General features: G+C 65.6%; 11 protein-coding genes. 6 read left to right on the top strand and 5 right to left on the bottom strand.

Features of this window, described 5'->3' with window-relative positions:
- Positions 1-88: 88 nt before the first annotated feature.
- The gene (locus AC04MD_RS15395) at positions 89-817 is read right to left on the bottom strand and encodes a hypothetical protein (protein ID WP_475498149.1); all 729 of its coding nucleotides are present in this window, start codon (positions 815-817) and stop codon (positions 89-91) included.
- A 597-nt stretch (positions 818-1,414) separates the two neighbouring features.
- On the opposite strand from AC04MD_RS15395, the gene AC04MD_RS15390 reads away from it, so the two are divergent.
- Complete coding sequence (locus tag AC04MD_RS15390; RefSeq protein ID WP_475498148.1) at positions 1,415-1,741, top strand: helix-turn-helix domain-containing protein; 327 nt, start codon at positions 1,415-1,417, stop codon at positions 1,739-1,741.
- Complete coding sequence (locus AC04MD_RS15385; protein ID WP_475498147.1) at positions 1,738-2,994, top strand: type II toxin-antitoxin system HipA family toxin; 1,257 nt, start codon at positions 1,738-1,740, stop codon at positions 2,992-2,994. Before AC04MD_RS15390 ends, AC04MD_RS15385 begins: the two co-directional genes overlap by 4 nt.
- Positions 2,995-3,008: 14 nt before the next feature.
- Here the strand turns inward: AC04MD_RS15385 and AC04MD_RS15380 are convergent, their stop codons facing one another.
- On the bottom strand, positions 3,009-8,090 hold the full coding sequence (locus AC04MD_RS15380) for a hypothetical protein (protein ID WP_475498146.1): 5,082 nt from the start codon (positions 8,088-8,090) through the stop codon (positions 3,009-3,011).
- Between the two features lie 529 nt (positions 8,091-8,619).
- Here AC04MD_RS15380 and AC04MD_RS15375 point away from each other — a divergent pair.
- Positions 8,620-11,274 carry a serine/threonine-protein kinase gene (locus AC04MD_RS15375; RefSeq protein ID WP_475498145.1) on the top strand — a complete coding sequence of 885 codons (2,655 nt, stop codon included), beginning with the start codon at positions 8,620-8,622 and terminating at the stop codon, positions 11,272-11,274.
- 45 nt (positions 11,275-11,319) lie between these two features.
- Here AC04MD_RS15375 and AC04MD_RS15370 read toward each other — a convergent pair whose 3' ends face one another.
- From AC04MD_RS15370 to AC04MD_RS15360, 3 genes are all read right to left on the bottom strand, one after another.
- Positions 11,320-15,030, bottom strand: a complete 3,711-nt coding sequence (locus AC04MD_RS15370) for a hypothetical protein (protein ID WP_475498144.1) — start codon at positions 15,028-15,030, stop codon at positions 11,320-11,322.
- An 11-nt stretch (positions 15,031-15,041) separates the two neighbouring features.
- Positions 15,042-20,840: a DUF7507 domain-containing protein gene (locus tag AC04MD_RS15365; protein WP_475498143.1), complete on the bottom strand. Its 5,799-nt coding sequence runs from the start codon at positions 20,838-20,840 to the stop codon at positions 15,042-15,044.
- Between the two features lie 476 nt (positions 20,841-21,316).
- A complete protein-coding gene (locus AC04MD_RS15360) occupies positions 21,317-22,066 on the bottom strand; it encodes a GntR family transcriptional regulator (protein WP_475498142.1) in 750 nt (249 codons plus the stop codon).
- Between the two features lie 124 nt (positions 22,067-22,190).
- On the opposite strand from AC04MD_RS15360, the gene zwf reads away from it, so the two are divergent.
- From zwf to AC04MD_RS15345, 3 genes are all read left to right on the top strand, one after another.
- Positions 22,191-23,669, top strand: a complete 1,479-nt coding sequence (gene zwf / locus AC04MD_RS15355) for a glucose-6-phosphate dehydrogenase (RefSeq protein ID WP_475498141.1) — start codon at positions 22,191-22,193, stop codon at positions 23,667-23,669.
- An 87-nt stretch (positions 23,670-23,756) separates the two neighbouring features.
- Complete coding sequence (gene pgl, locus AC04MD_RS15350; RefSeq protein ID WP_475498140.1) at positions 23,757-24,470, top strand: 6-phosphogluconolactonase; 714 nt, start codon at positions 23,757-23,759, stop codon at positions 24,468-24,470.
- Between the two features lie 136 nt (positions 24,471-24,606).
- Positions 24,607-25,125, top strand: a complete 519-nt coding sequence (locus AC04MD_RS15345; RefSeq protein WP_475498139.1) for a c-type cytochrome — start codon at positions 24,607-24,609, stop codon at positions 25,123-25,125.
- The last annotated feature ends 170 nt before the right edge of the window (positions 25,126-25,295 follow it).

Genomic DNA, 25,295 nt, shown 5'->3' with positions numbered 1-25,295 from the left:
ACGTCCCCACGGTTTGGTGGACACCTGAGCGGCGAGGCATAGGAGAAATGAGCCAAGGCCGGCGCCGCGTGGCGCCGGCCTTGTTTCCTCACCCCCTGGTGAGGGTGACATCACCCACGACTTCAGGCATTTCTCCCGGCCGGATCCTGACGTCGGCGCTGAGCCTGGTTTCACCCCGCCAGATCGCCTGCGCTTTCTGCAGAGTAGTGGTGTGACGTATTTCGGCGAGACGGTGCCTCAGGCTGATCACTACTTCAACCTCATCGCCAGGGTCGAACAACTCCCGCTGCGGACCGTTCACTTCCCGCACTCCTGACACCAGCGCGCTGTCAATCCGGTCGTACGTAACATCGATCGGCTCGGGGCAGGCCAGCATTGCAGGATCCGTCGGCTCGAAGCGCCATTCCAATGCGGTGCCAGGGAACATCCAGAATTCAGCGCCGGCGGCCAGAGCCTCCCGGGCGATCCGGTTGAAAGCCAAGGCAGCCAGGTCATGTCCGATCCGCTGCATGGGCTTCTGCTGCAGGAACGCTGCCGCGTACCTGGAGATTACTTCCTCCAGCGAGTTGCGGAGGGTCTGGGCAACGGCCTTCCACAACGGTTCCGCAATCTGCAAGTCGCCCTCAACCAGCTCCATGATCGCAGCAGCTTGGTGCGTACTCACCCATGCGACTGGCTTGATCTGGACACCATTGCCGGTGATGAGTCGGGCGAGATGGGTCGCGGCAGCCTTGGTGTAATTGAACGAGGTGAATGCGATCTCAAGACTGTCTTCCTGCGTTTCGATTCCATCGGTGCGCAACACGAGGATCTTCATTTTTTCTTCTCCTGGACTCCCCGCGCAGGGACAGGTTGGCCATTTGGCCTTTCTATTTGGTCTTCAACCGGTAGCGCGAGGAGCCACGAAAAGGGTCGTGTTGCGGCGAAGGCGTTGATGTGTGAACGAACAGAGGCCTGCGGCATGTACGGCGCAAGTCACTTGTTTCGCTGGAGATGAGGCGCCGCTTGGGCGCAAGTTGATGAGTCCGGTTCGCAGTGGAACCGCTCACGTGGAAAGCAGCCCAGAATGCAGGCGCACCTTTCCCGTAGTGGTCGTAGCGCATTCTTCGCGCTACGGCGGGCACTGCCCGCTGATCGTTCGCGTCAGATGCCGACGGCATCTGGCTGAATCCAAGGCCGAACGATGGCGACCGAGGCGTTGTGATGTTGCTAGTGGATAAGTGCCGTTGCCGGGACGCGATGTGTCGCATCTCTGCAACCGTCACGGTGGTCTGTGCGGGTACGCCATTCTCAATCCGGCAGTCCACTGGCCGCAAGGGGGTTTGACCGCAATTCATGAATCCGAATGGCCACTTGCAATAATGTAAACATACCTTTACATTAAGCCCTGTTAGCGCAACACGATGATTGCATCATGCCTACCCCCCACCGCCCGTCAATCAGTGTCAGGCGTGTTCTGCGCAAGCTGGGACACGACATTCAGGCGGCGCGTCTGCGCCGAAGCCTGCCCGCGGAAGTTGTCGCGGAACGGGCGGTGACATCCCGCCCGACGCTCAGCCGGATCGAGAAGGGTGATCCAGGGGTAAGCATCGGCATCTACGCGGCAGTCCTGCAGTCATTGGGATTGCTAGATGGGCTCGGCGATCTGGCCGACCCGCGTCACGACGAAACAGGTCTGGCCATGGCCACTGCGGCCTTACCCAAGCGCGCCCGCACACGTCGAGCAAAGGCTGGCCCATGAGTTCCAAGGACATCGAGGTCCACATCGACTTTGAGCGGGGACTCAAGCGTGTCGGCCTTCTGCGTCGTAGCCCACGGCGCGATGGTGAAACCGTGACGTTCGAGTACGACGATGCTTGGCTGCAGGATCCCGCGCGGTTCTCGCTTGAGCCAGCCTTGGCATTGACGCCGGGCGTATACGCACCGGATCGAGGTTTTGGCATGTTCGGCTCCATCGGGGATTCGGCGCCAGACACGTGGGGGCGACGTCTGATGCAACGGGCAGAGCGACGTCAGGCCGACCACGAAGGCCGAGCGGTCCGCACTCTGCTCGAAGCCGACTACCTGCTCGGCGTATCCGATGTGTCGCGCCTAGGCGCGCTGCGGTTCAAGCGTGCAGGCGACGAAGCGTTCCAAGCGCCCTCAAGGCAAGGCGTGCCCGGCCTCGTTGAGCTCGGTCGCCTGCTGCAGGTCACCGAACGTGTATTGCGCGATGAAGACACCGACGAGGACCTGCAACTGATCTTCGCCCCGGGCTCTTCGCTGGGCGGCGCGCGCCCCAAGGCGTCCGTCGTGGATGCGCAGGGTCGGCTCGCGATCGCCAAGTTCCCGAAGGAAACCGACGACTATAGTGTCGAACTCTGGGAACACATCGCGCTGGTACTAGCACAGCAGGCTGGCATCGAGGTTCCAGAGCACCAGTTGGTTCGTGTGGCAAACAAACCAGTACTGCTGTCATGGCGATTCGATCGCGACGAAGGCACACGCGTCCCGTTCCTGTCCGCATTGTCGATGATGGCGTTACGCGATGGTGAACGAGCCAGCTATCCGGAGTTGATGGAGGTACTGCTGGAGCACGGTGCGCGTGCAGCGATGGACAAGACGCAGCTGTACCGGCGAATGGTGTTCAACGTGCTGGTGTCCAATGTCGACGACCACCTGCGCAACCATGGCTTCCTCTGGCGCAACCGAAATGGATGGATGCTCGCACCAGCCTATGACCTCAACCCGACCCCAACCGACCTGCGCCAGCGCATCCTGACCACGCGGATCTCGCTGGACGAAGCGACTTGCGACATCGAGCTGGTGCGCTCCGTTGCCGAATACTTTGGCCTCGCGATCCGCGAAGCGGACACCATCATCGGAGAGGTGGCGCGCGCGACAGCGTCATGGCGCGAAGTGGCCGGCGGGGCAGCGGCGTCCAAGCGGGAGATCGAACGGATGGCGAGCGCCTTCGACCATGACGACCTGCGCAAGGCACTGGCCAAGGCGTGACTCAGTCCGCCGCTTCACCCCTGCACTGCGCGATGGACCCAGGCGGCGAGAACAATCCAGCGAAGCATGGGCCACCGGGTGAGCCGGCCCTGCTGCGCTGCTGCCGGAGACCTCAGAAGCAGAGTGCGCCCGTGAGGGCGTTCGTCCCAGGGCAGTTGGCTCAAGGCAGGAACGGCTGTCGTCCATTCCTTCCATTTGCTTATGGTCGCCGGAATGCCTTCCACCATGCCCTGCTGCACGCTGCCCAGCCAGCAGTCGGCCATCTCCACCAAGACATTTGAAGAACCTTCCAGTTCCATCAGATCTGCAATACCACCGTGATCGCTCAACCATCTGGGTACGGGAATCGATACCAACCCCGGTACGGCCTCATCGACGGGTGCCAACGCTATACCGTAGTCGGTCATCAGATGTTTCAACGCGCCCTCCAGCCGACCAACGAAGTGCGGAGGCCAATGGAACGCCCCAACGGCCTTCGCGAGTTCGTCCCCGTCAGCGACGCGCATCAGAATGCCGCTCATGTCGATCAAGGACCATCGCGCACCCTTTCCGGTTCCAAGCGCGATAGGTAGGTCTATTGCGGTGCAATCTCCGCTTGGTTGTATGGCAGGTACGCCCGCCATCAACACCACCATCCTTGCTCGCACGTCCCCCTGCCGCGTAGTCAGCCCGCGGTCGCCCTGCCTGCGCGACACCCTCGACAGTGAAAGGCCCGATGCAAGGGCGAGTCGTTCCGCAGTGATGGTCATCCAGCCCTCCTTGAACCAGCGCAGGAACGGTGTCACGGGGTCGTGGGTGTACGAGCGCAAGGTCACCAGCAGCGAGCCATGCGCAACTTCAGCGATGAGATCTCGCGTCGGCCATAGCGATTTCTGGGGTGCCCGCATGTGCGCCTCAAGCCGCTTGCGTATGCCGGTCTTGCGCAACCAGTAGGTGCGAGCGTTGATGTCCGCCGTGGACCAACGGGCAAGTGCGCCTATGCGGGCAAACATCGCGTTATCGTCGATACGTACCTCCGGGCTTTGAAAATGGTGAAAAAGTGGCATCGACTTGATATAGCCATTCCGCAGTCTCGCACGCGCCCCGTACCGCCAGGACGTCAGCAACGATTCCGTACCGCCGGCCGCAATTTCAAGGAGTCTGGGGCGCCGACGGGAATTGACGCTCTTGAGCCGCTGTATCGATGTCTTCCGTACATGCGAGCGATCATGTATCCCTTCGGAACTGAAATCGGCGAAGCGCAGGCGCGCCACTTCGCCCGGGCGCATCGCGCCCGACAGGATCATTTGCGCCCCGAGTTCCCGGGCCTTGGCCAGATGCGCATCCTCTGGCGGCGCGGAGACGGCCTCAGCCAAGCCGATATCCAGGGCAAGGCCGCAAAACAACGCCGCGAGCTCGGCGTCCGTAAGAAATCCTGCGTCGGCCCGATTGGCTGAAACTCCGGCCAGGGCATGGATCTCGCCAAAGCTGACGTCCGGAATGTCGCACTCCTGGGACAGGTTCCAGTGAAAGTTCACGAGCGCCTGCACTCGTTCAGGCCTTGCCTGCGGCTCGTCATCTGCGACGATGCTGAGATAGGCGGCTTCCCAATCGTCTGAGTCTGCAGACAGCGGTTCATCCGGCATGAATCGCTCCAGTGGACGGCCCACGGCGTAGACGTAGTCCCGGATCGTGCGCAGTTCGAGGCGTTTCCTACGGCGCCCACCGCGTTCAAGCAGTACCAATGCGAATCGACCCACCAGATCCTCGGCGCGAGGCGGATTTCCAGTGTCCAGCCACTCCCGGATTTTCATGATCAGGCCGTCGCGGAGCTGCTCTTCGCCCCGGCTGTCGGCATCGACGCTGGACACGGCTTTGGAGATCGCGCCATAGATCTGATTCAAGAGTGAGTGTGTGCGATGGGCACGCGAATCTGCCCTCACCGGATCGGCTTGCAGGCTGACCCGGTCCTCCGCGCGCGCACGATATCCAAGTAGATGCCCATCCCTCGCAGCGACAACACGATCGATAGCTGTGGCTGTCAGCGTGACAACGCCCGTACCGATGGGCCGGGCCCAGCCATCCATGCGCAGGGAGTTGCAGACGCGTGCCAATGCAGCGACTTCCTGCAGCGCGCCACGCCCTTGGTTTTCGCGAACAGCTAGAGGCCACAACTCCGGGTCAAGGTTGAGCAGCAATCGATCGATTTCCTCTTCCGTAGGTGCCGATTCCTGCCTGCGCTGGTGCCAGCTCCACGCATGCATCGCCGCCAGTCCATGAAGCGCGAGACAACCACGCCCCCAGTCGGCAGTCACGCGAAGACCCTCCTTCTCTCCATCGACTGATGGCGGCTCGACCAACAACACCCCGGGTTCGTTCACGAGGCTTGAGATCCTCGCATTCGGCCTCATCACCGCCAGCACAGTGTCCACGTCCGCATAGCCGCCATGCAGGAGTAACGCCACCGACGTCTGTACAATTTCGGGTACCCCCTTGCGTACCATCGCCAAATCAAGCGCACGAGCCTGTTCAAGCGCCAGCGGGGCCTTAGGCAGAAATACGCCGGGACGCGATGGCCAATGCGCGTGCAGGCGCCGCGGTATCGGACCAGCAACAAGCTTGCGTTCACGCGCGCTACGTATCAGGTCATTCAGGACGTTACGCGCAACGTGTGCCTCCTGACTTCGTGGGTTCCCTCCCGCCAGAAAGCGCAATATGGCGTTGTGATCGGCATGCGAGAGCGCGACTGGCTCAGTGCTGGATGAGTTCGACCACTGCAGCTGACCCGCCTCACAAAGTCTCAGGTCTGGATGTCGTTCCGCCAGGTAGATCGCGAGCTTCGGCAGGAGCCTGATGGCAATTTCGTCGTGCCGTGCAGCCATGGCCTGTTTTGCGCGTGAGATCGCATCGCGAAAGCGCTTGGCATGCTCCTTTTCCGCTGCAACCCAGTCCAATAACCAAGAACGAGGCATCGGCATCGACGCGGCCGTCGCCCCCAGCGGCCGCCAGCCCACCTCCTTCAGCACCTTATGCAGCGCGTTGGCGATGACTCCCGCGGCCGACAGCACCGACCAAGGCGAGCCGTCTTCCCAAGCGCCCCCGCGGGTTCCGTGCCATCCCATCTGTGCCACCCTCAGGCATTCTGGCAACAATCCCGCCAGCCGGTCGTTGAGGTAATGGCGTGCAAAATTGTTGCTCGCGACCAACTGCGCCGGGAGCCCCTCCTGGTAGGCCTCCAGTTCGAATGGACCGACATCATCGATACTACGGATATCAAGGAACACCGGTCCGGAACCATCGAGTGCCTTGGCAGCGGCTTCGCCGAGCGCTTGACCTGCGAACAGCGACTTTGCGCGATGCAAATCTGCCAGAAGCGCGCGGAATTCTTCCTGCCAACGAGTGGCTAGCGCGACTGGCCGGTGTTGCCAGTCCGCGCCCGCCACCTTGTCGGAGAGGATTGCAACCGCGTCCTCAAGGCCGAAGCTCCAGATGCGCAGTCTTGCGAGCTGATCGTTGGGCCGATGGCCCGCCAACACAGCGAGTCCATGCACCGTGTTCCGCATCCGCTGCCGGAGTTCAGCAGCGAGATCTCCCCTTACGGCACTGTGTGCGTCACGGATCGAGGCTAGGAACTCCTTTATCGGATTCGGCTCAGGAATGCGTCTGGAGCCGATCAAGTTTGTCGGCTGTGAGCCATAGGTACCCGGCTTTTCACCAAACCAAGGGAAGGTGATCGCTGAGATCTTTGCGGCTATGTCCGCAGCGCAGATGCGGTCGTAGTGCAGGGGCGCTGTGTCGATACCCCAGTCATCGCCGGCAACGTACTGCGCCACGCTAGGTCCATAAGGTTCCTGCCGCATGAGGCGGCTGCCCAGAGCGCGCTGCAATGCGGTAAGGGTCGGCCTGTTATCCGAGTCCAGATCGCCAACCCGTATCGAGTCGTCTTTCAGTGCAGGAAAAACCGGTTCGCCCGGTTTGTGCGAAACGCAGAGCGTTGCCAGTCGCTCGGCGAGCGCCCGCGGAATCGGAATCGGAACTACTCCCAGAGCCGGCGCATCCCGTCTGGACGGGTTCAATTCAGGACGGTTCAACCACATCCCGTCCATGACCAATCCGCCCGGATAGGTCCGCTCGGCGTCAGGCGTCAGCGGCCCTTCCCACAGTAGGAGACGGATCCGCGAAGCTGCGGTGGATGTGGCACCGGCAAGCGCACGAAGCAGCAATCTGGATTCCAAGAGTGGGTCATTGGCGGCCCGAGCGGCATCAGCGTCCTTCAACAGCCGAGTCATCTCGACTGTCATCTCGTCGTCGGACAGCCATGTCGTCGATGGCTCTGTAAACTTTGATAGTGGCGTATAAGTTGACAGCGAGGCGACCGCAACGCGATCGTGGAGTTCAGGACTGCGTTTGGTCTCGACTGCACCCAAAGGCGCCGACAACAGCCAGCGGCTTTCGGGGCGCAACGCAGGCTCCACGCTCTCCTCGTCATGAGGCTGCGGAATGTCCGCCGTCAACTCATCGGCACTTTCGTCCTCCCACGCGGCACCCGGAGGAGGTGCGGGATTCAGCAGGGCAATCCGCAGCGCCGGCGCAATTTCGCGTTTCCAGCGTACGAGGACATAGCCCTCGTAACGGCTCTCTTGGGCGCCAACCCAAGGAATCAAGTCCCATATGCTACCGAACAATGGGATGGGCCCCCGGGCGCTCGGGTTCCGTTCCAATTCCTCGATTTCCTGGCGAAGAGCGCGGGCGAAGTCACAGACAGCAGGCGATTTCACGAATCGTGGATTGGCCGCGACCACTTCAATCAAAGCGCGGAACTGCTGTTTCCGCCCTTCCACGTCCTTGTTCCGCACAAAGCCGCTCCTCGCGGCCGCCACTGACAAGGCGAGCAGGGGCTCGCTTTCCATCCGCCCACGAATCGGCAGGGTCGTTCCTTGAACCTTCTGGGTCCGATTACCAAGTTCCTCTCGGAGTGGCGCCAGCGCCGCCCGGGCATGCGTGAGCTCACCTTCCGACGCCGGTTCGGGAAAAGCCAGCAGCAACGCCTTGGCCACCCAGTTCTTCGCGACCTCGTCCTCTGGTCGTTCAACGAACAGGTCGAGGAAAACAGACATCAATGAACCCAGGCCTGTGGAGCGACGGGGTCGTTCCCAAGTCGTATCGTGTCGGGCGATCTTGAACAGTCAGACGCAAGACGGGACTTGCCCTCTGCCGATGCCGAACGGGGTACATGGTGGGGTCGGTCGAACCTGATTCTCATACGAGCGAACCCAGTGGCTGACTGTGCCGCAAGATAAGCCAGTACTCATAACTAAATCAATAATCTGTGACAAATTCCGTCAGAGAATAGATTGCGTCATGCGCCCTTGAGGGATGCAATGCAATCATAGACATTACACGTTATTTCAATAACTTAGAAAAAATAACGCCACATTACGTCGAGTGAAATTTAATGAAGTAGCTCAATGTCTATGTAAGTGTCTGGCTTCCGAAGCCATTGGTCGGGGGTTCGAATCCCTCCGGGCGCGCCATCTTCCTTACGCACGCGCGCATCGGCGCGAAGCGCGATACCCTCGCGCCACTGGGCCCGTGGCCGCTTCGCCCCCGACATCGGCGACGTCCTGCCCTTAACGACGTTGCTCGATGTCCGACCTGGAAGCCCGCGCACTGCAGTTGTTCGACGCGTACGTCGAATTGGCGCGGCCGCAGCGTATCGCCGCCCTGGCGCGACTGAAGGCGCGCGACCCCGCGCTCCACGAGGCATTGACCAGGTTGCTGGCGGCGGACGCCGAAGCGCATCGGCTGGAGGACATCGCCTTCGACGCCTTGCGCGAGACGCAGGACGGCGACGGAGACGCGACGGCCGCAGCGCGCATCGGCAACCGGCTCGGGCCGTGGCGCATCGATCGCGTCCTCGAGTCGGGCGGCATGGGGACGGTATACGAAGCCAGCCGTGTCGATGGGCAGTACGAAAAACAGGTCGCACTGAAATGCATGCGCGCCGAGATGGCGTCGCCGGCACTGATCGACGCCTTCATGCGCGAGCGCCATCATCTTGCGCAGCTGGATCATCCGCACATCGCACCGCTGCTGGACGGCGGCATCGAAGCGGACGGCAGGCCCTGGTTCGCGATGCGCCTCGTGGACGGCACGGCCATGGATCTGTGGGCCGACCGGCAGCGCCTGTCGTTGCCCGACCGCATCCGCCTGCTGCTGCAGGTCTGCCAGGCACTGCGTTACGCACACGGCCACGGCGTGCTGCACCAGGACATCAAGCCCGGCAACCTGCTGGTGTCCGCCGATGGCCGCGTGCACCTGGTGGATTTCGGCCTGTCGGCGATGGTCGGCGGCCTGGACGCCTCCGCCCTGCCGCGTCTCGCCGTCACCAATGGCTACACCGCGCCGGACGTGCTCGCCGGCACCACCGCGTCGGTCGCCAGCGATATCTATTCGGTTGGCGTGATGCTGTACCGCCTGCTGGTCGACGATTGGCCGCGTCCGTTGTTGCCCCTGCATGCCGGCCTGATCGGCCTGCCCGTCGCCGTAGCTGCGCAGGCGCCGTCGGCACTTGCGAACGCGGCATCGGCCGACACCGCCTGGAAACGCAGGTACCGGAGCGCGCGACGCCTTCATGACGCGGTCCGCGGCGACCTGGATGCGATCGCACTGACTGCCGTCGCACCGGCGCCTGCGGACCGCTATGCCAGCGTCGACGCATTGATCGACGACCTGGAGCGCTGGCTGGCACGACGCCCCGTCCGGGCCCGCCGCGGCGGACGTGCCTACGCGATCCGCCGCTTCCTGCAGCGAAACGCCCTCGCCAGCACCCTGGCCGGCGCGGTGATCGCGGTCTGCGCCACCAGCGCCGGGGTACTGGGCTGGCTGCACGTCCAGGACCGCGAGGCGCTGCAGGACATGCAGGCGGTATCCGCCGTGTTCGAACAGACACTGGGCTCGGTGACGCTGTCTGGACTGGCCGATGCGCGTCCATCGTCACGCGACATGCTCGATCGGACCGAACAGCGGTTGCGTGCGTTGCCGCTGCGTTCCCGTCCCGCCATCAAGGCCAGGGCCATGGCGTCGTTGGCACGCAGCTATGCGGCGCTGGGCGAATACACGCATGCGCTCGCCCTCGCCAACGAAGCGAACCGGCTGATGGCAGGAGACCAGGCGGATCCGACCGACACCCAGGCCATGCTGGCGATGCTGCTCAACCTGGAGGCGCGCCATGCCGAGGCACGGGATGTCGCCACGCACGCACTGCAGCGCTCCTCGCCGGCGCGATCCGCCGGCGACCCCGCCACGCTCGCGCTGCTGGTCGAGCTCGCGCGCGCACATTGGGGACTGTCGGACTACGACGCTGCGTTCGATACGCTGGCCTTCGCGCAGGAGAGCGCGTCCAACGATGCGTCGGGCGCCACTCGCGACGCGCGTGCCGAACTGCTTCTGCTGCGGGGGCAATGGCACCTGCAACTGATGGAACTGGCGGACGCCGGGCGTGACCTGCAACAAGCCACCACGGCGGCCCGCGACAGTGCGGCATCGCTGAAAGACAACATCGACGAGGCACAGCTCGCGTTGCTGCTCATGCAGCAACGGCCCGCGGACGCGACGCGATTGGCCACCGCACTGCTCGCCTCGCGTCGCCAGCGCCTGGGAGCCGACCATCCGGATACCGCACGTAGCCTGCGACTGCAGCTGGAGGTCGCCGAACAGGCGTCCGATGGCACGATCCTGACGCCGGCCGCGCTGCAGACCTCGCGCGATGCCATCGTATCCGCCTATGGAACCCGGCATCCCGAGTACGCACGCCAGCTGATGCTGGAGGCGCGCGCGAAGACGAAGGATGCACGCGGCCAACTGGCGTTGGCGCGACAGGCCGCCCAACTGCTCGAAGCCACGTTGGGGCCGCGCCATCCGACCACGTTGAACGCGAAAGAAGCGCAGGCGCGCGCCCTGATCGCCGTCGCCACGACGGCTCCCGCCCCGGACCAACAGGCGCTACTGCGAGAAGCGAGGGGACTGTTGCAGGAAGTCGTTCACGCCAACGGACAACGGCACTGGCCTGCGCCTGCCGCGAAGTACTGGCTGGCACGGGCATTACGGCAATCCGCAGGATCCGCAACGCTCACTGAGCGGCGTCAGGCCGAAACCCTGTTGCAGGACGCGCTGGTGGAAGCCCGCCGCCATCTGGGCGCAGACCATCCGACCACCACCATGATCCGCGACGCACTCGTGCGCGACTACCGGCCCGACACCGCACCGGGTTCCGCAGGGGCGGAAGTCTCGCCGCAGTAGTCCGCTTGCGGAGGGACGGCGGGCGATTCCTCGCCCACCGCCGGATCAGTAGGTGCCGACCAGGTTCAGGAACCAGCCCTTGTGGTCGTAGTCGAAGTCGGTCAGGTCGTCGCTGAACTCGGTGAAGTTGTAGCCCACGCCGATGCGGAAGTTCTTGCTGAGGTCGCGATCGACGCCCAGCAGGAAGCCCTGCTTCGAGCCGCCATCGTCCACGTCCAGCCAGCGGTACTCCGCCAGTGCATGCCACTGCGTGCGCAGGTCGTAGCGCACCTGCGCCGCCGCGAAGGTGGTGGCAGAGTCCAGCCACACGCCCGTGCCACGCCCCATGCGTACTTCGCCTTCACGACGCGCCAGCTTGCCGGCGAACTCCCAGTGCTGGTCCAGCTTGTAGACGCCTTCGAACGACAGGACCTGCGACTTCTGGTCGTAGTCCGCACCACCCACCTGGCCCAGCGTGGCCAAGTCGTACAGGTAGGTGTAGCGGCCGAACAGGCCCCAGCGCTGGTTGTTCCAGGGGCGGTAGGCGAAGCCCACGTTGCCTTCGATGAAGCGCGCGCTCGCCAGCGGATCCCGTTCGTCGTCCGTATCGGCATAGTTCAACCGCGCCGCGATGCGCCAGCTCTCGTTGACCTTGTGCGTCAGGCGGTTGGTGCTGACCCACTGCTCACGCTGTTCCGCGCCGTTGTCTTCGCGCCATTCCAGCTTGCTCTGCCAGTCGGTATCCGGCGACGTGCGGCCGCCGGACACGCTAATCGCGCGCCGATCGATATCGCCACCGGCCGAGTTGGTCAGCTCGCCATCGGACAGCGTGAAGCCGAGGTTCCACCCCTGGGCCGGATAGAAGTCCATGCCGAAGGTATGCGCCAGGCCGGATTCGTTGCGTTCCTTCAGGAACTGGCTTTCGTTGTACAGGTTCACCTGATTGGACAGGCGCCAGCGCTGGCCAAGCGTCCAGCCGTTCTGCGAGCCGCGGTTGAACAGCGAGTCGTAGTCGGTGGTATCCGTGGAATAGGTATAGGCACCGTAGACGGAATGCTCGGCAGTCAGGCGATGCTCGGCGTTGACGGTGGCCGCCTCGCCGCGGTCGCCCGTGGTGACTTCCGCACCTACCGACGACTGGTTGCCGTACAGGTACTTGCCGCCCAGCGTCAGCGCGTTGTTGTCGGCGTACTGGCCGCCGTCGTCGTCCAGCGTGACCTGGCCGATGCCGTACAGCTCCAGCGTGCTGCCGAAACGGTGCAGATACTTCAGCGCACCCAGCGTGCCGGCCGCATCGGCCGACGTGCCTTCCTGGTCCACGCGGCGCACTTCGGCGCTGAACGTGCTGGCGTCGTTGACGCGCCACTCCAGCGTGGCCTGCGCCTGCGTCAGCGATTCCGCGCCACTTTCGGCACGGGTGTAGCGCGTGTACAGGCCGAGGTTGGGCGTGAACTGACCCAACAGTTCGGCGCCGTACTCGGTCACCGGGCGACCGGTGTCGTAGCGCGAGATGGAATAGCCGGCGCTGGTGTTGCGCCACCAGGCGCCCACGCTCCAGTCCTGCTCCGTCCAGCCCAGTTCCTTGAAGTTGGCGCGCGCCTCCAGCGACTTGGCGTCGCCTTCGCGAAACAGGGCGGTGTCGTTCTGCTGGATGAAGCTCAGGCCGCCGTTGTCGGAGAAGAACACCGGCGCGCCGAACGATTCGGTCTGCGCGTACTCGGCCTTGACGTAAGTCCCCTTGCCGGCTTGCAGCGTCAGGTCGCCGGCGGCGAGCGTGTAGTCCTCGCCGGCGCGGTTCTCCTGCACGTAGGTCGCACCGACGCCGACATGGTTGCCGAACCAGTGCTTGCCACGGAAGCCGGCGGTGACGTCGTCGGCATCGAAGCCGGACGGCACCCATTCGTAGTCCACAATCAGGCGCTGTTCGAAGCCGTCCAGCGGCAGGTCGCGCGTCAGCGTCGGGATGTTCTCGCGGGTGATCTGCGCCAGCGGCCGGGTCAGCAGCACGCGGCCCTGCAGCTCGTCGATCTCGTAGTCGGTACCGCGCTGCAGGACGACGCGCTTCTCGGTGCGTCCCGTGGTCAGGTCGCGGATTTCCAGCGTCACCACGTCAGAACCCGGCAACAGGTCGGTGTGGCGCAGGTAGTACAGGCTGCCGCCGGTGCCGATGAATTCGTTGTGGCCCGGTGCGGTTTCCGCCTGCGAGCCGAACACGCGCAGCTCGCTGCCGGGATCGCCCCAGCGGTTGGTCGCGTTGGAACGCCAGTTCAGCGCCGCGCCGTACAGCGAGCGCTGGTACTGCGCGTACTCGGTGCCGGTGATGCCGGTGCTGTAGTTGCCCCACAGCGCCTGATTCTTGTCCCAGTCCACGCGCAGGTAGAAGCGGCCCATCGTGTCCACGTCGCGGTACGTCGTGGAGTCGTCGCCGTAGACCGGGTAGTACAGGTCCGGGTCGAGGCGGCGGAACACGTCCTGCGGATCGGCTTCGGTGAAGCCGTCGAACAGGCGCTCGAGGTCGCGCTGGGTGGTATCGGCCTGCGCGGTGACCAGGTACTTGCCCGCGTACTTGGCCTTGCCGTAGAACGCCAGGCGGCCGTCGCTGATGACGTCGTCCTGGTAGCGCGTGTCGTTGGCGAACGCGGCGCCGGAGCCGCTCACCTTGTTCTGCGAGATGGTGACGTCAGCCAGGCCGACGCCGAAGAAGTAGCGGCCGGTGACATCGACGTCCAGCGTGTACGTCGGTTTCACCGATGTGGTGTCCGTGCCGCTGGCCACGCCAATGTCGAACCGATGACGTCCGACGGGCACCAGGTACTCGGCCACGAACTTGCGTTCCAGATCGACCGGATAGCTTTCGCCATTGATGGTCAGCTGGCCACGCTCGGGGACGTTGCGGCCCTGGATGCGGATGCGCGAACCGTACAGCGCGATGTTCTGCTGGCGCAGGCCGTTGTCGGCGAACGCGGTATCCAGCAGGCTCTGCGCCTGGGCCTGGTCGCTGTCGAGCGCGGTGCCCAGCGAGCGCTCCATGCTGGTGCGGAGCAGGTCGGTACCACGCTCGGCCTCTTCCGGCGAGACCAGCTGCAGCGTCCGCGGATAGGTTTCGTCGAAGCTGTCGCCCTCGCCATATGCGCGCAATACGTAGACCAGTTCGTCGCCCTTGCGGAACGGGTACTTCGACGGCAGCGTGCCCTGCCATTCCGCATGGCTGACCGCCGCCACGTCGAGCGGCACGGTGGCGATCGGTTCGATCAGATCGGCATCGCTGCTGCGGTAGAGCGCAATTTCCAGGCGCTTGATGAAGGCGGGGTAGTTGCCGCGCACGTAGAACTGCACGGGCTTGATGACGCGCTGCCCGTCGAAGGCCACCATGGTCGGCGCGGACACCGACAATTCGGGCTGGCCCAGTGTGGGATCTTCCGTCGCCCAGATGACGCCGCCACCGGGCAGGTCGATGGAGAATTTGCCCATCGCCGTCGCCTTGCCCGGCGGTTCGGTCGCCACGCTGACGCGGCGGTCGGGCTGCAGGGCATCGGCGGAGGAACGCGCATCGGTACCGTGCGTGACCGGCTTGTCGGAGCTGCGCGTCCGCAGGCGGAACAGCAGGCCCTCATCGCTGCTGCAGCCGTCGCCCGTGCATTCCACCGGCTTGGTCGCCTCGCCACCACCCCGAGCGGGGGAGGAGGCCGTCGTCTGCGCGGCCGCGAGCGGCGCGGCGCCGGCGAGCAGGCCGATCAGCGTGTAGTCCAGCAGCTTCATCTTCATACGCTTCTTCATGATCCGCCCCCTCACTTCCGCACGCCGACAGGGGCTGTCGGATCGTTGCTGGCTTCCACGCGAACCTTGGCGCGCACCTCCGGGCTCAGACGTTTGGCAATGGCTTCGTAGACGGCCTTGGCGCGACGCATGCCGAGGGCCGTGTTGTGGGCATGGGAGCCGCGCAAGTCGGTATGGCCGACGATGGCGATACTGCCGCCACCGCGCTTCTCCAGCGACGCCGCGATCCTGTCCAGCAGGGCTTCGAACTCGGGCCGGATCGCCGACGTGTCGGTATCGAACAGGACGGTGCCCAGCAGCGCACCACCTTCGTCCACACCGACAACCAGCGAACCCGGGTCGTCGACGCTGCCGCGGGCACTGACCACCAGCGACTTCGCCGCCGGACCGTCCAGCTGCGCGAGCAGCGCCGCCTTGACGGCCTCGGCGCGCTGGAAGGCCAGCCCTTCGCTGTCGCCGTTGGCATTGATCACGACTTCGCCGCCCTGGTGCTTGCGCACCTGCGCGGCCATCGCGTCGATGACCGGCAGGTACTGCTCACGCACCTCGGCGCTGCCCGGGGCGAAGAACACGTCGCCCAGTTCCAGCTCGACCTGCGATTCACCGCCCTCGATGACCTGCTCGGGCAGCTTCACACCGAAGTCGAAGCGCACCGGCACACCGGGGGTGATCCGGCGCAGCAGCGGGTTGTCGGTGGTGAACTCGGCGCCGGTCGGCAACGTGGACGGATCCACCTTCAGGATGAAGTTGCGACCGCGCTCCCATGCACCGCCCGACACGCCGGCCAGGTGGTAGCGGCCGTACTGGTCGGTTTCGATCAGCAGGCCTTCCACGGACGCGATGCGCACGCCGGGGATACCACGCTCGTCGATGCCGGCGTTGCGGATGACGTAGTCGACCAGATAGCCGCCTTCGCCCTGCGACACACGACGCTCGACCGTCGGCGCGGCGGCATTCAGGCCCTTGGCCGCATCGCCGGACTTCTCGACGCGGGTATTGCCCGCCGCATCCATGCGCAGGGTGATGCCCTGGTCGTTGGTCAGGACGAAGTCGTCAGTGAAGCTGACCTCGCTCAGGCGCTGGCGGATCACGACCTCGTGCGCGCCGACCGGTTCGGCCACCGACTGGCGACCGGCGATCTTGCCCACGGCGATGCCATGCAGTAGCGGTGAGCTGGCGTCCGCCTCGGGCTGCGGGCCGGCGCCACGATCCACCGTGGTGGAGTTGGCGATGTAGGCGCCCGGCGCGAAGCCACCCTGCACCTTCACCCCGCTCAGCGCGGCACTGTCCTGCCAACCGTCGCCATCGCGGTCGTTGAAGACCGTACCCATCAGCAGGCTGTCGTCGATCAGCGCATCCGCCGTCAGCGTCACCTCGGCCGTGGCCACGTTCGACACCGGCTCATCGGTGACCGAGCGCGCCTGCGCCTGGTTGACGTGCGTGCCCGGACGGACACCCGCGCCGACGCGGAGCACGTAGACCAGCGTGGCGGTCTCGCCCGCCCGCACGTCCACACCGTCGATGCGGATCGGCTGGCTGCCCGACACCGTCGCCATCTGGTCGGCGTCGCCGGCCACCAGCGAACCTTCGACGTAGCTGAAGCCCGCCGGCGGCGTGTCGGTGATGCGGCCATTGACCAGATCGCTGCTGCCCACGTTCTCCACGGTCAGCGTGTAACGGACCAGGTCGCCCACCTTCACTTCGCGCGCACCCGCCGACTTGCTGAGGCGGATCTCCGGCAGATCGACCTGGTGCTCGGTGCTGCAGCTCTGGCAGGTCGGCGGTTGACCGGTCGTATCGTCGCTGGTGGCCACGACCACGTTCGACACCCGACCGTTCGCCGAGGCGGCGACGGTGGCGGTGTACGTGAACGTATGCGTCCCCACCGCCGTACCCGCCGGCAAGGTGCACGTCATCGTGGTGCCGTTGTACACGCAACCTGCCGGCATGGCGCCCAGCGTCAGGCCCTGGCCGGGCGTATCGACCAGCGTCACTGCCGCACGGGTGGCCGCCTGGCCGACCTGCACCGACAGGACGTAGGTGATCGCCTGGCCCGGCTGCACGGCAGTGCCGTTGGCCGGGTTCGCACTCTTGTTCACCAGGATCGTCGGCGACGCCACCGGGGTCTCGACATCGCAGTCCGTCGCGCAGACCGGATTATCGTCGCTGGTACCGACCACGCTGTTGCGGACCACCCCCGATGCCTGGGCGTTGACCGTGGCGGTGTAGCTGACCTCGTAAACGCCCGGCGCAGTGCCGCTCGGCAGGGTGCAGACCAGCGGCTGGGTGCCGGTGCACGTGTAGGCACCTGCACTGGTGACCGCGCCGAACGTCAGGCCCGTGCCCAGCGTGTCGGTCAGCGTCAGCACGCCGAAGGTCGGCGCCGCCGCCACCGTGGTGGTCAGCGTGTAGGTGATCACGTCGCCCGCCACCGCCTGGATCCGGCCCGCCGGCAGTACGGCCGTCTTGCCGTAGCTGATGATGGCCGGCAGGGGCTCCGTCACGATCGTGGCGGTCTGGCAGGTTCCCTGGCAGGTGGGCGCGTCGTCGCCGGTGGCGACCACGGTATTGCGCACGAAGCCCGAGGCCAGATCGTTGACGATGGCGGTATAGGTCACAACATAGGTGCCCGGCACCGTGCCGGACGGCAACGTGCAGACCAGCGGATTGCCGTTGCCGCAGCTGAAGGCGCCAGCCGTCACGTTGGCCAGCGTCAGGCCGGTGCCCAGCGTATCCGTCAGCGTCACCGGTGCCGTGGTGGCCGCGTCCGCCACCTGGACCTGCAGCGTGTAGGTCAGCGTGTCACCCACCGACACTTCAGTCTGGCCGACCGGCAGGAGGACCGACTTGCTGTAAGTCACTTGCGAATTGGCGACCGGCGTATCGATCGTCGTTATGCACGCGGGATCTGTGCTGCCTACCGAACAGATCGAGCTGGTCACAAACGCGGTATTGCGGATGTTCCCTGCGTCGGCATCGGCCTGCGTCACCGTGTAGCTGCCCACCAGCTGGCACGTCGCGCCCGGCGTCACACTGGCGCACGTAATGCTCGACGGCGTGGTCAGCGCATCGTTCACCATCACCCCGGTCAGCGTCGTGTTGCCTGTATTGGTCAGCGTGACCACGTAGGTCAGCACATCACCTACCACGACCGCGCCGCCGGTGCTGTCGTTGGTCAGCGCCTTCACCAGGGTCTGCGATGGTGTCTGCGCGATCGGCGTAGTCACCGTGCCCGTCACCGGATCGGTCTCGTCCGAGTCAGCCGTGCCCGTGTTCACCACCTGGCCCGCGTCCACGTCCGCCTGCTGCACGGCATAGCTGCCCGTCAGCGTGCAAGCCGCACCCGGGGCCAGCGTCGCGCATGTGATGCTGTTCGGCGCCGCCAGCAGCGGGTCGCTCACCACCACATTGGTCAGCGTCACCGTGCCGCTGTTGGTCGCCGCCACGCTGTAGCTGATCGTCGAGGCCAGCGAATACGGACCAGGCGACGTCACCGACTTTGCTACTGTGAGGGCTGCCACCACGTCCGTGATCGTGCCCGTCGCGGTCGAGGTGCCCACCGTGTAACCGGTGCCCGCGGCGATCGCCGGGATCACCGTCTCGTCGCCTTCCACGATCGTGTCGGTCAGCGTCGGCACCGTCAGGTCCGCCGTCGTCGCACCGGCCGGGATCACCACCGTCGCCACATTGGTGTAGTCAACGCCGTTGGTCGCCGTGCCCGTGTAGGTCACGGTCACCGTGGTGTCCGTCGTCGAGGTGCCACCGGTCATCGTCACCGGGAACACCAGGTTGCCGCCTTCGTTGATCGTCGGCGTGCCGCTGATGTTCACCGTCAGCGTCGGCGCCACGTCCGTGATCGTGCCGGTACCTGACGCATCACTTACGGCTACGCCTGCCAGCGACGGCGCGCCAAGATTAGCCACGACCGTTTCGTCACCTTCCACGATCGTGTCGGCCAGCGTCGGCACCGTCAACGTGCCAATCGCCTGACCGGCCGGAATCGTCACGGTGCCCACCACCGTGTAGTCGACGCCGCTGGTGGCCGTGCCGGTATAGGACACCGGAATGGCGATGTCCTGCGTCGCCGTGCCGCCAGTCAGCGTCACGATATAGACCAGATTGACGCCCTCATTCACTGTCGCCGCATCACCGATGGCGACAGTCAATGCCTGGACGGGCGTGGAAATCGTGCTGATGCATCGAGCCGCTGTGGGGCAACCGACATCACCACCGCCACTGACCGAGGCAGTGTTGATCAGTGTCGTACCGTGCGAGCTGTTCTGCGGCGTCACCGGGATCACGAAGCTGCTCGTGGCGTTGACAGCCAGACCGGCGGCCACCGTGCAGGTCACCGTCTGGCCCGAAGCCGAGCAGCCGGCCGGCAGCGTGCCGATCGCCAGACCGGTCGGGATCGTGTCGCTGATCGTGGCGGCAGCCGTCGTCGCGGCCGTGCCCGTGTTCTGCACCGACAGCGTGTAGCTGGCCGCCGTACCCACCGTGAAGCTGGCCGTGCTTGCCGTCTTGGTCAGCGTCAGCTGCGGCGCCGTGATCGGCGTCGGACCCACACTGCTGGTGCAACGCGACGCTGCCGGGCAGGTGCTGTCGCCACCGCCTGACACCGTGGCCGTATTGGTCACCGAAGTGCCGTTGATGCTGGCCTGCGGCGTCACCGGGATCACCAAGCTGGTGCTCGCGCCGGCCGCCAGGCCCGCAGCCACCGTACAGGTCACCGTCTGGCCCGACGCCGAGCAGCCCGACGGCAGCGCGCCGATTGTCAGACCCGTCGGGATCGTATCGCTCACCGTCGACACCGCCGTCGTGGCGCTGGTGCCGGTATTGGAGACCTGCAGCGTGTAGCTCGCCGCCACACCCACTGTGAAGCTCGACGCACTCGCCGTCTTGAGCAGCGTCAGCTGCGGACGGTTGACCGCATTGGTCACCGTGCTGGTGCAACGCGCGTTGGCTGGGCAGGTGCTGTCGCCCCCACCACTGATCGTGGCCGTGTTGGTCACGCTCGCCGCCGCTGCCGCCGTCGGCGTCACCGGGATCACGAAGCTGCTCGTGGCGTTGACCGCCAGACCGGCGGCCACGGTGCAGGTCACCGTCTGGCCCGAAGCCGAGCAGCCGGCCGGCAGCGTGCCGATCGCCAGACCGGTCGGGATCGTGTCAGTGATCGTGGCCGCCGCCGTGGTGGCCGCCGTGCCCGTGTTCTGCACCGACAGCGTGTAGCTGGCCGCCGTACCCACCGTGAAGCTGGCCGTGCTTGCCGTCTTGGTCAGCGTCAGCTGAGGCGCCGTGATCGGCGTCGGACCCACACTGCTGGTGCAACGCGACGCTACCGGGCAGGTGCTGTCGCCACCGCCTGACACCGTGGCCGTATTGGTCACCGAAGTGCCGTTGATGCTGGCCTGCGGCGTCACCGGGATCACCAAGCTGGTGCTCGCGCCGGCCGCCAGGCCCGCAGCCACCGTACAGGTCACCGTCTGGCCCGACGCCGAGCAGCCCGACGGCAGCGCGCCGATCGTCAGACCCGTCGGGATCGTATCGCTCACCGTCGACACCGCCGTCGTGGCGCTGGTGCCGGTATTGGAGACCTGCAGCGTGTAGCTCGCCGCCACACCCACCGTGAAGCTCGACCCACTCGCCGTCTTGAGCAGCTGCAAACGCGGCGCCACCACATCAACCGTCACGCTCGACGTGTTGTTGCCCGTGTTCGTGTCGACTACGCCCGTAGGCAGCGTCACGTTAGCGGTGTTGGTGACCTGGGTCTGCGCGAATATCGGTGCCGCGAACGCGCCATAGAGAGACAAGGCTCCAAAAACAAAAATGGAGCCGGTCTTCTTGGCCAAACGACGGAATTGAGTCGAGACGTACACGGTGGTCCCTTACGCTGGATCGGGAGAAAGGCCAGCCGGGACTGCCTCCCCCAAGGCTGTCTTGAAAGTCGCATTACCCGTTCGGCAGGCCGCAATGGCTGCCTGAACGGGCATACGTCACAAATCGCGCTTCATTCCGTAAAGCGGACATCTTTCACATGTAAGTGAGACGTCTATTACACATTTACTTTAATTTAACGTCAACTCATTGACGTCAATAGGTAAGTGCGTGAACTTCATCACAGAAGCATCTTAAGCCGATGTCGGAAAGCCGCCGGTCCCGACCAAAGGCCAGTCCAGACGGATCAGCGGCCGCTTGGCCGTACCCAACAAGGCTCGCCCCGCCGGTCCGGGTCAGGACAGGCAGGGAGCGCAAAGGATCAGGAAGGTCGGGATTGCCGACCGGCGGCTCAGTCGCTCTGGAGCTCGGCGACGAAGTCGTAGGCGTCGCCGCGGTAGTACGAGCGGGTGGATTCGACCACGCGGCCGTCCTCGAGGAAGGCCCGACGCTCGACCAGCAGGCCAGGGGCCCCGGTAGGCAGCTCGAGATGTCGCGCCGCCTCTTCATCAAGCGCCACCGCACGCAGGCGCTGCAGGGCTCGACGTGGCCGATGGCCATAGGCGTCCAGCGCTTCATACAGGGACGTCGTCACGCTGTCCGGATCCGGCAACAGGGAATACGGCACCAGGGTGCGCTCGATGGCGATCGGCGACCCGTCCACGTGCCGCAGGCGGTACATGCGCACCACACCGCTGCCCGGCGACAGATTGAGCGCCATGGATTCCTCCGGCGTCACCTCACCGACCGACCGCTCCAGGAACTTCACTTGCGGATTCAGTCCGCGCTCGCGCAGATCATCGGTGAAGCTGGTCAGGCGCGAGAACTGCCGGAGGATGCGCTCGGCCACGAAGGTGCCGGCGCCCTGCCGCTGCACGAGCAGACCACTTTCGATCAGCCCGGCCAGTGCCTTGCGGATGGTCACCCGCGAGAGATCCAGCAGCTGCGCCAGGTCGCGCTCGCTCGGCAGCGCCTGTCCGGGCCGCAGCACGCCCGCATCCATCAGGTTCTGCAGCGCGCGACGCAGGCGCAGGTAGGCCACGGCGCGAGTGGATTCGCCCGTCTGCAGCCGCTGGTATTCCTCGAGCAGGTTCGTTTGCATACGAATCAAGATACCAGTGAGGTACCAATGCCGCAACAATTCCTTTAGAACACCGGACCTGTTGGCATCGCCTGGTAACGCGGTGGTATTGTTGGCCCCTCATTCCTGCTGCACCGAGACGCCCGTGACCGCGAAGACCCTGCCCGTCGACACCTTCGATCTCGTCATTTTCGGTGGCACCGGCGACCTGGCGCTGCGCAAGCTGCTGCCGGGCCTGTTGCGGCGCTACGCCGACGGCCAGATTCCCGAGGACAGCCGCATCCTCGGGGTGGCCCGCGACAAGCAGGGCGATGCCGAATACCAGGCCAAGGTCGGCGAAGCCCTGGCCCGCATCGCCGCCGGCGATGAAGCCTTGAAGGCCAAGCTGCCCGCCTTCCTGCAGAAGCTCGGCTATCTGGCGCTGGATGCCACCAAGGACGAGGGCTGGGACGAGTTCGCCGCCCGCCTGCAGACCACCGGCGAGCGCATCCGCGTGTTCTACCTGTCCACCAGCCCCACCCTGTTCGTCGCGATCTGCGACCGCCTGCGCGCGCATGGCCTGAATACCGGCAACGCGCGCGTGGTGATCGAGAAGCCGATCGGCCACGACTCGGCCAGCGCCGCGGTCATCAACGACGCCGTCGGCAGCGCCTTCGCGGAGAACCAGATCTTCCGCATCGACCATTACCTGGGCAAGGAGACGGTGCAGAACCTGCTGGCGCTGCGCTTCGCCAACATCCTGTTCGAGCCGCTGTGGAACGCCAGCCGCATCGACCACGTGCAGATCACGGTGGCCGAGACCGTCGGCCTGGAGAAGCGCGCCGGCTATTACGACACCTCCGGCGCGTTGCGCGACATGGTGCAGAACCACCTGCTGCAGCTGCTGTGCATGGTGGCGATGGAACCGCCGGCGGCGCTGCAGGCCGATGCGGTGCGCGACGAGAAACTCAAGGTGCTGCGCTCGCTCAAGCCGATCCGCGGCGAGGACGTCGCCCACCTGTCCGTGCGCGGCCAGTACCGCGCCGGCGCCAGCAGCGGCGCCGCCGTGCCCGGCTATCTGGACGAACTGGGCAAGCCCGATTCGCGCACCGAGACCTTCGTGGCGCTGAAGGCCGAAGTCGACAACTGGCGCTGGGCCGGCGTGCCGTTCTACCTGCGTACCGGCAAGCGCCTGTCCGAGCGCGTGTCCGAGATCGTCATCGCCTTCAAGCAGATCCCGCACTCGATCTTCGAGGACAGCGCCGGCCCGGTGATGGGCAACAAGCTGGTGCTGCGCCTGCAGCCGGACGAAGGCGTGAAGCTGTGGCTGATGATCAAGGACCCCGGTCCGGGCGGCCTGCGCCTGCAGCACGTGCCGCTGGACATGAGCTTCGCCGAGGCCTTCGGCGTGCACCAGCCGGAAGCCTACGAGCGTCTGCTGATGGATGTGGTGCGCGGGAACCAGACCTTGTTCATGCGTCGCGATGAAGTCGAAGCCGCGTGGGCCTGGATCGACCCGATCCTCGCCGCCTGGGACACCCAGCGCGATGCGCCCAAGCCGTACACCGCCGGTTCGTGGGGCCCCAGCGCCGCCGTGGCCCTGGTCGAACGCGACGGCCGCACCTGGCATGAAGACACCGTCTGACGCCGCCGGCCCCGCACCCGCGGGGCCTGATTCCGGCCGCCGGCCGACCTGCCTTCCCCCGGGAAGCCCCCACTCCCGAGACCCGCAATGCCCCCCACCGATCTCTCGCTGCAGATCCAGCTGCACCCGTTCCCCGATGGCGACAGTGTCGCCACCGCGTTGGCCCAGGCCGTCGCCGACGACCTGCGCGCCGCCCTCGCCCAGCGCGGCCAGGCCAGCCTGGCGCTGTCCGGCGGCACCACCCCGCGTCGCTTCCTGCAGGCACTGTCGCGGCAACCGCTGGACTGGGCGAACGTCACCGTCACCCTGGTCGACGAACGCTGGGTGCCGGAGGATCACGACCGCTCGAATGCGCGCCTGGTCAGGGAGAACCTGATGAGCAACGCGGCGGCCACCGCCCGCTTCCTGCCGCTCTACCACCCGGTGGCCACGCCGGACGACGCGCTCGCGGACGTCGCTGCCAGCCTCCCGGCCACGCTCGATGTCGCGGTGCTGGGCATGGGCGGGGACGGGCATACGGCCTCGTTCTTCCCGGGCGGCGACCGCCTGGCGGAGGCGATGGATCCAGCCACCGCGGCCACGGTGTTGCCGATGCGCGCCCCGGGCGCGGGTGAGCCGCGCATCACCCTGACCCTGCCCGTGCTGCGCGATGCCGGCCATCTGTACCTGCATATCGAAGGCGGCGAGAAGCGGCAGGTGCTCCAGCAGGCCCTTTCCGGCCACGGGCCCGGCGCGCAGTACCCGATGCACCAGGTGTTGCAGGCGCTGCGTGCGCCGCTGCAGGTCTACCTGACCGCCTGAGCTTCCCCGTCGCGGTGTTGAGGCAAAACCGGCCGCCCTGCTTATAATGCGGTCTTGTCCGCGGCGTTCAGGCGTCCGCCGGCCCCCGTTCTCGTAGCCATGCACGGCCCTGCGGCCGTGCTGCCAAAGGTGGAAAGTGCGTAACTACGACCTCGAATTCCTCAAGCATTTCTCGATGGTGATCGGCTTCCTGATGCTGGTCACCGCGGGCCTGATCGTCGGCGCGTACTTCCTGCACGACAGCATTCCGCCGGAAGTGAACCCGAAGGCCGTGCAGATCACCGAGGGCCGCATCGCCCCGGCCGGTGCCGTCTACGCCGGCGAAACCGGTGCCGCGGCGCAGGCCGCCGCCGCCCAGGCCGCGCTGGCTGCGGCTGCTTCGCAGGTCGCCTACGGCGGCACGCTGGACGGTGGCGAGATCTACAAGAACCTCTGCGGCGCCTGCCACACCAACGGCGTGGGCAAGGCCCCGATGCTGACCGCCGCCGGTATGGGCGCCCGCGCCAGCAAGGGCGTGGACACCCTGTACAAGCATGCCATCGAAGGTTTCACCGGTCCGGACGGCGGCATCATGCCCCCGAAGGGCGGCAACCCGGCGATCTCCGAAGAGCAGATCCACGCCACCGTCGACTGGATGCTGGCCAACAGCAAGTAAGGCCAAGCGCCTTCCAGAAAACGCCGCCTCCGGGCGGCGTTTTTGTTTGTGCGGTCCCGTGGCCCACAACGGAGATACCCCTTCTCCCCCGTCGCGGGGGAGAAGGTGGCCGAAGGCCGGATGAGGGGGCGAACGAAATCCCGATCCCTCGGTCCAGGAGCGTTCGCCAC

It is taken from the genome of Pseudoxanthomonas sp. LjRoot206 (assembly GCF_056175725.1).
The sequence above is the reverse complement of the archived record's forward strand: the minus strand, read 5'-3'. Positions and strand labels throughout refer to the sequence as shown.

Bases quoted from the DNA above. Each gene is read 5' to 3' on its own strand.
- AC04MD_RS15395 (WP_475498149.1), bottom strand. From the start codon at position 817: ATGAAGATCCTCGTGTTGCGCACCGATGGAATCGAAACGCAGGAAGAC.
- AC04MD_RS15390 (WP_475498148.1), top strand. From the start codon at position 1,415: ATGCCTACCCCCCACCGCCCGTCAATCAGTGTCAGGCGTGTTCTGCGC.
- AC04MD_RS15385 (WP_475498147.1), top strand. From the start codon at position 1,738: ATGAGTTCCAAGGACATCGAGGTCCACATCGACTTTGAGCGGGGACTC.
- AC04MD_RS15380 (WP_475498146.1), bottom strand. From the start codon at position 8,090: ATGTCTGTTTTCCTCGACCTGTTCGTTGAACGACCAGAGGACGAGGTC.
- AC04MD_RS15375 (WP_475498145.1), top strand. From the start codon at position 8,620: ATGTCCGACCTGGAAGCCCGCGCACTGCAGTTGTTCGACGCGTACGTC.
- AC04MD_RS15370 (WP_475498144.1), bottom strand. From the start codon at position 15,030: ATGAAGAAGCGTATGAAGATGAAGCTGCTGGACTACACGCTGATCGGC.
- AC04MD_RS15360 (WP_475498142.1), bottom strand. From the start codon at position 22,066: ATGCAAACGAACCTGCTCGAGGAATACCAGCGGCTGCAGACGGGCGAA.
- pgl (WP_475498140.1), top strand. From the start codon at position 23,757: ATGCCCCCCACCGATCTCTCGCTGCAGATCCAGCTGCACCCGTTCCCC.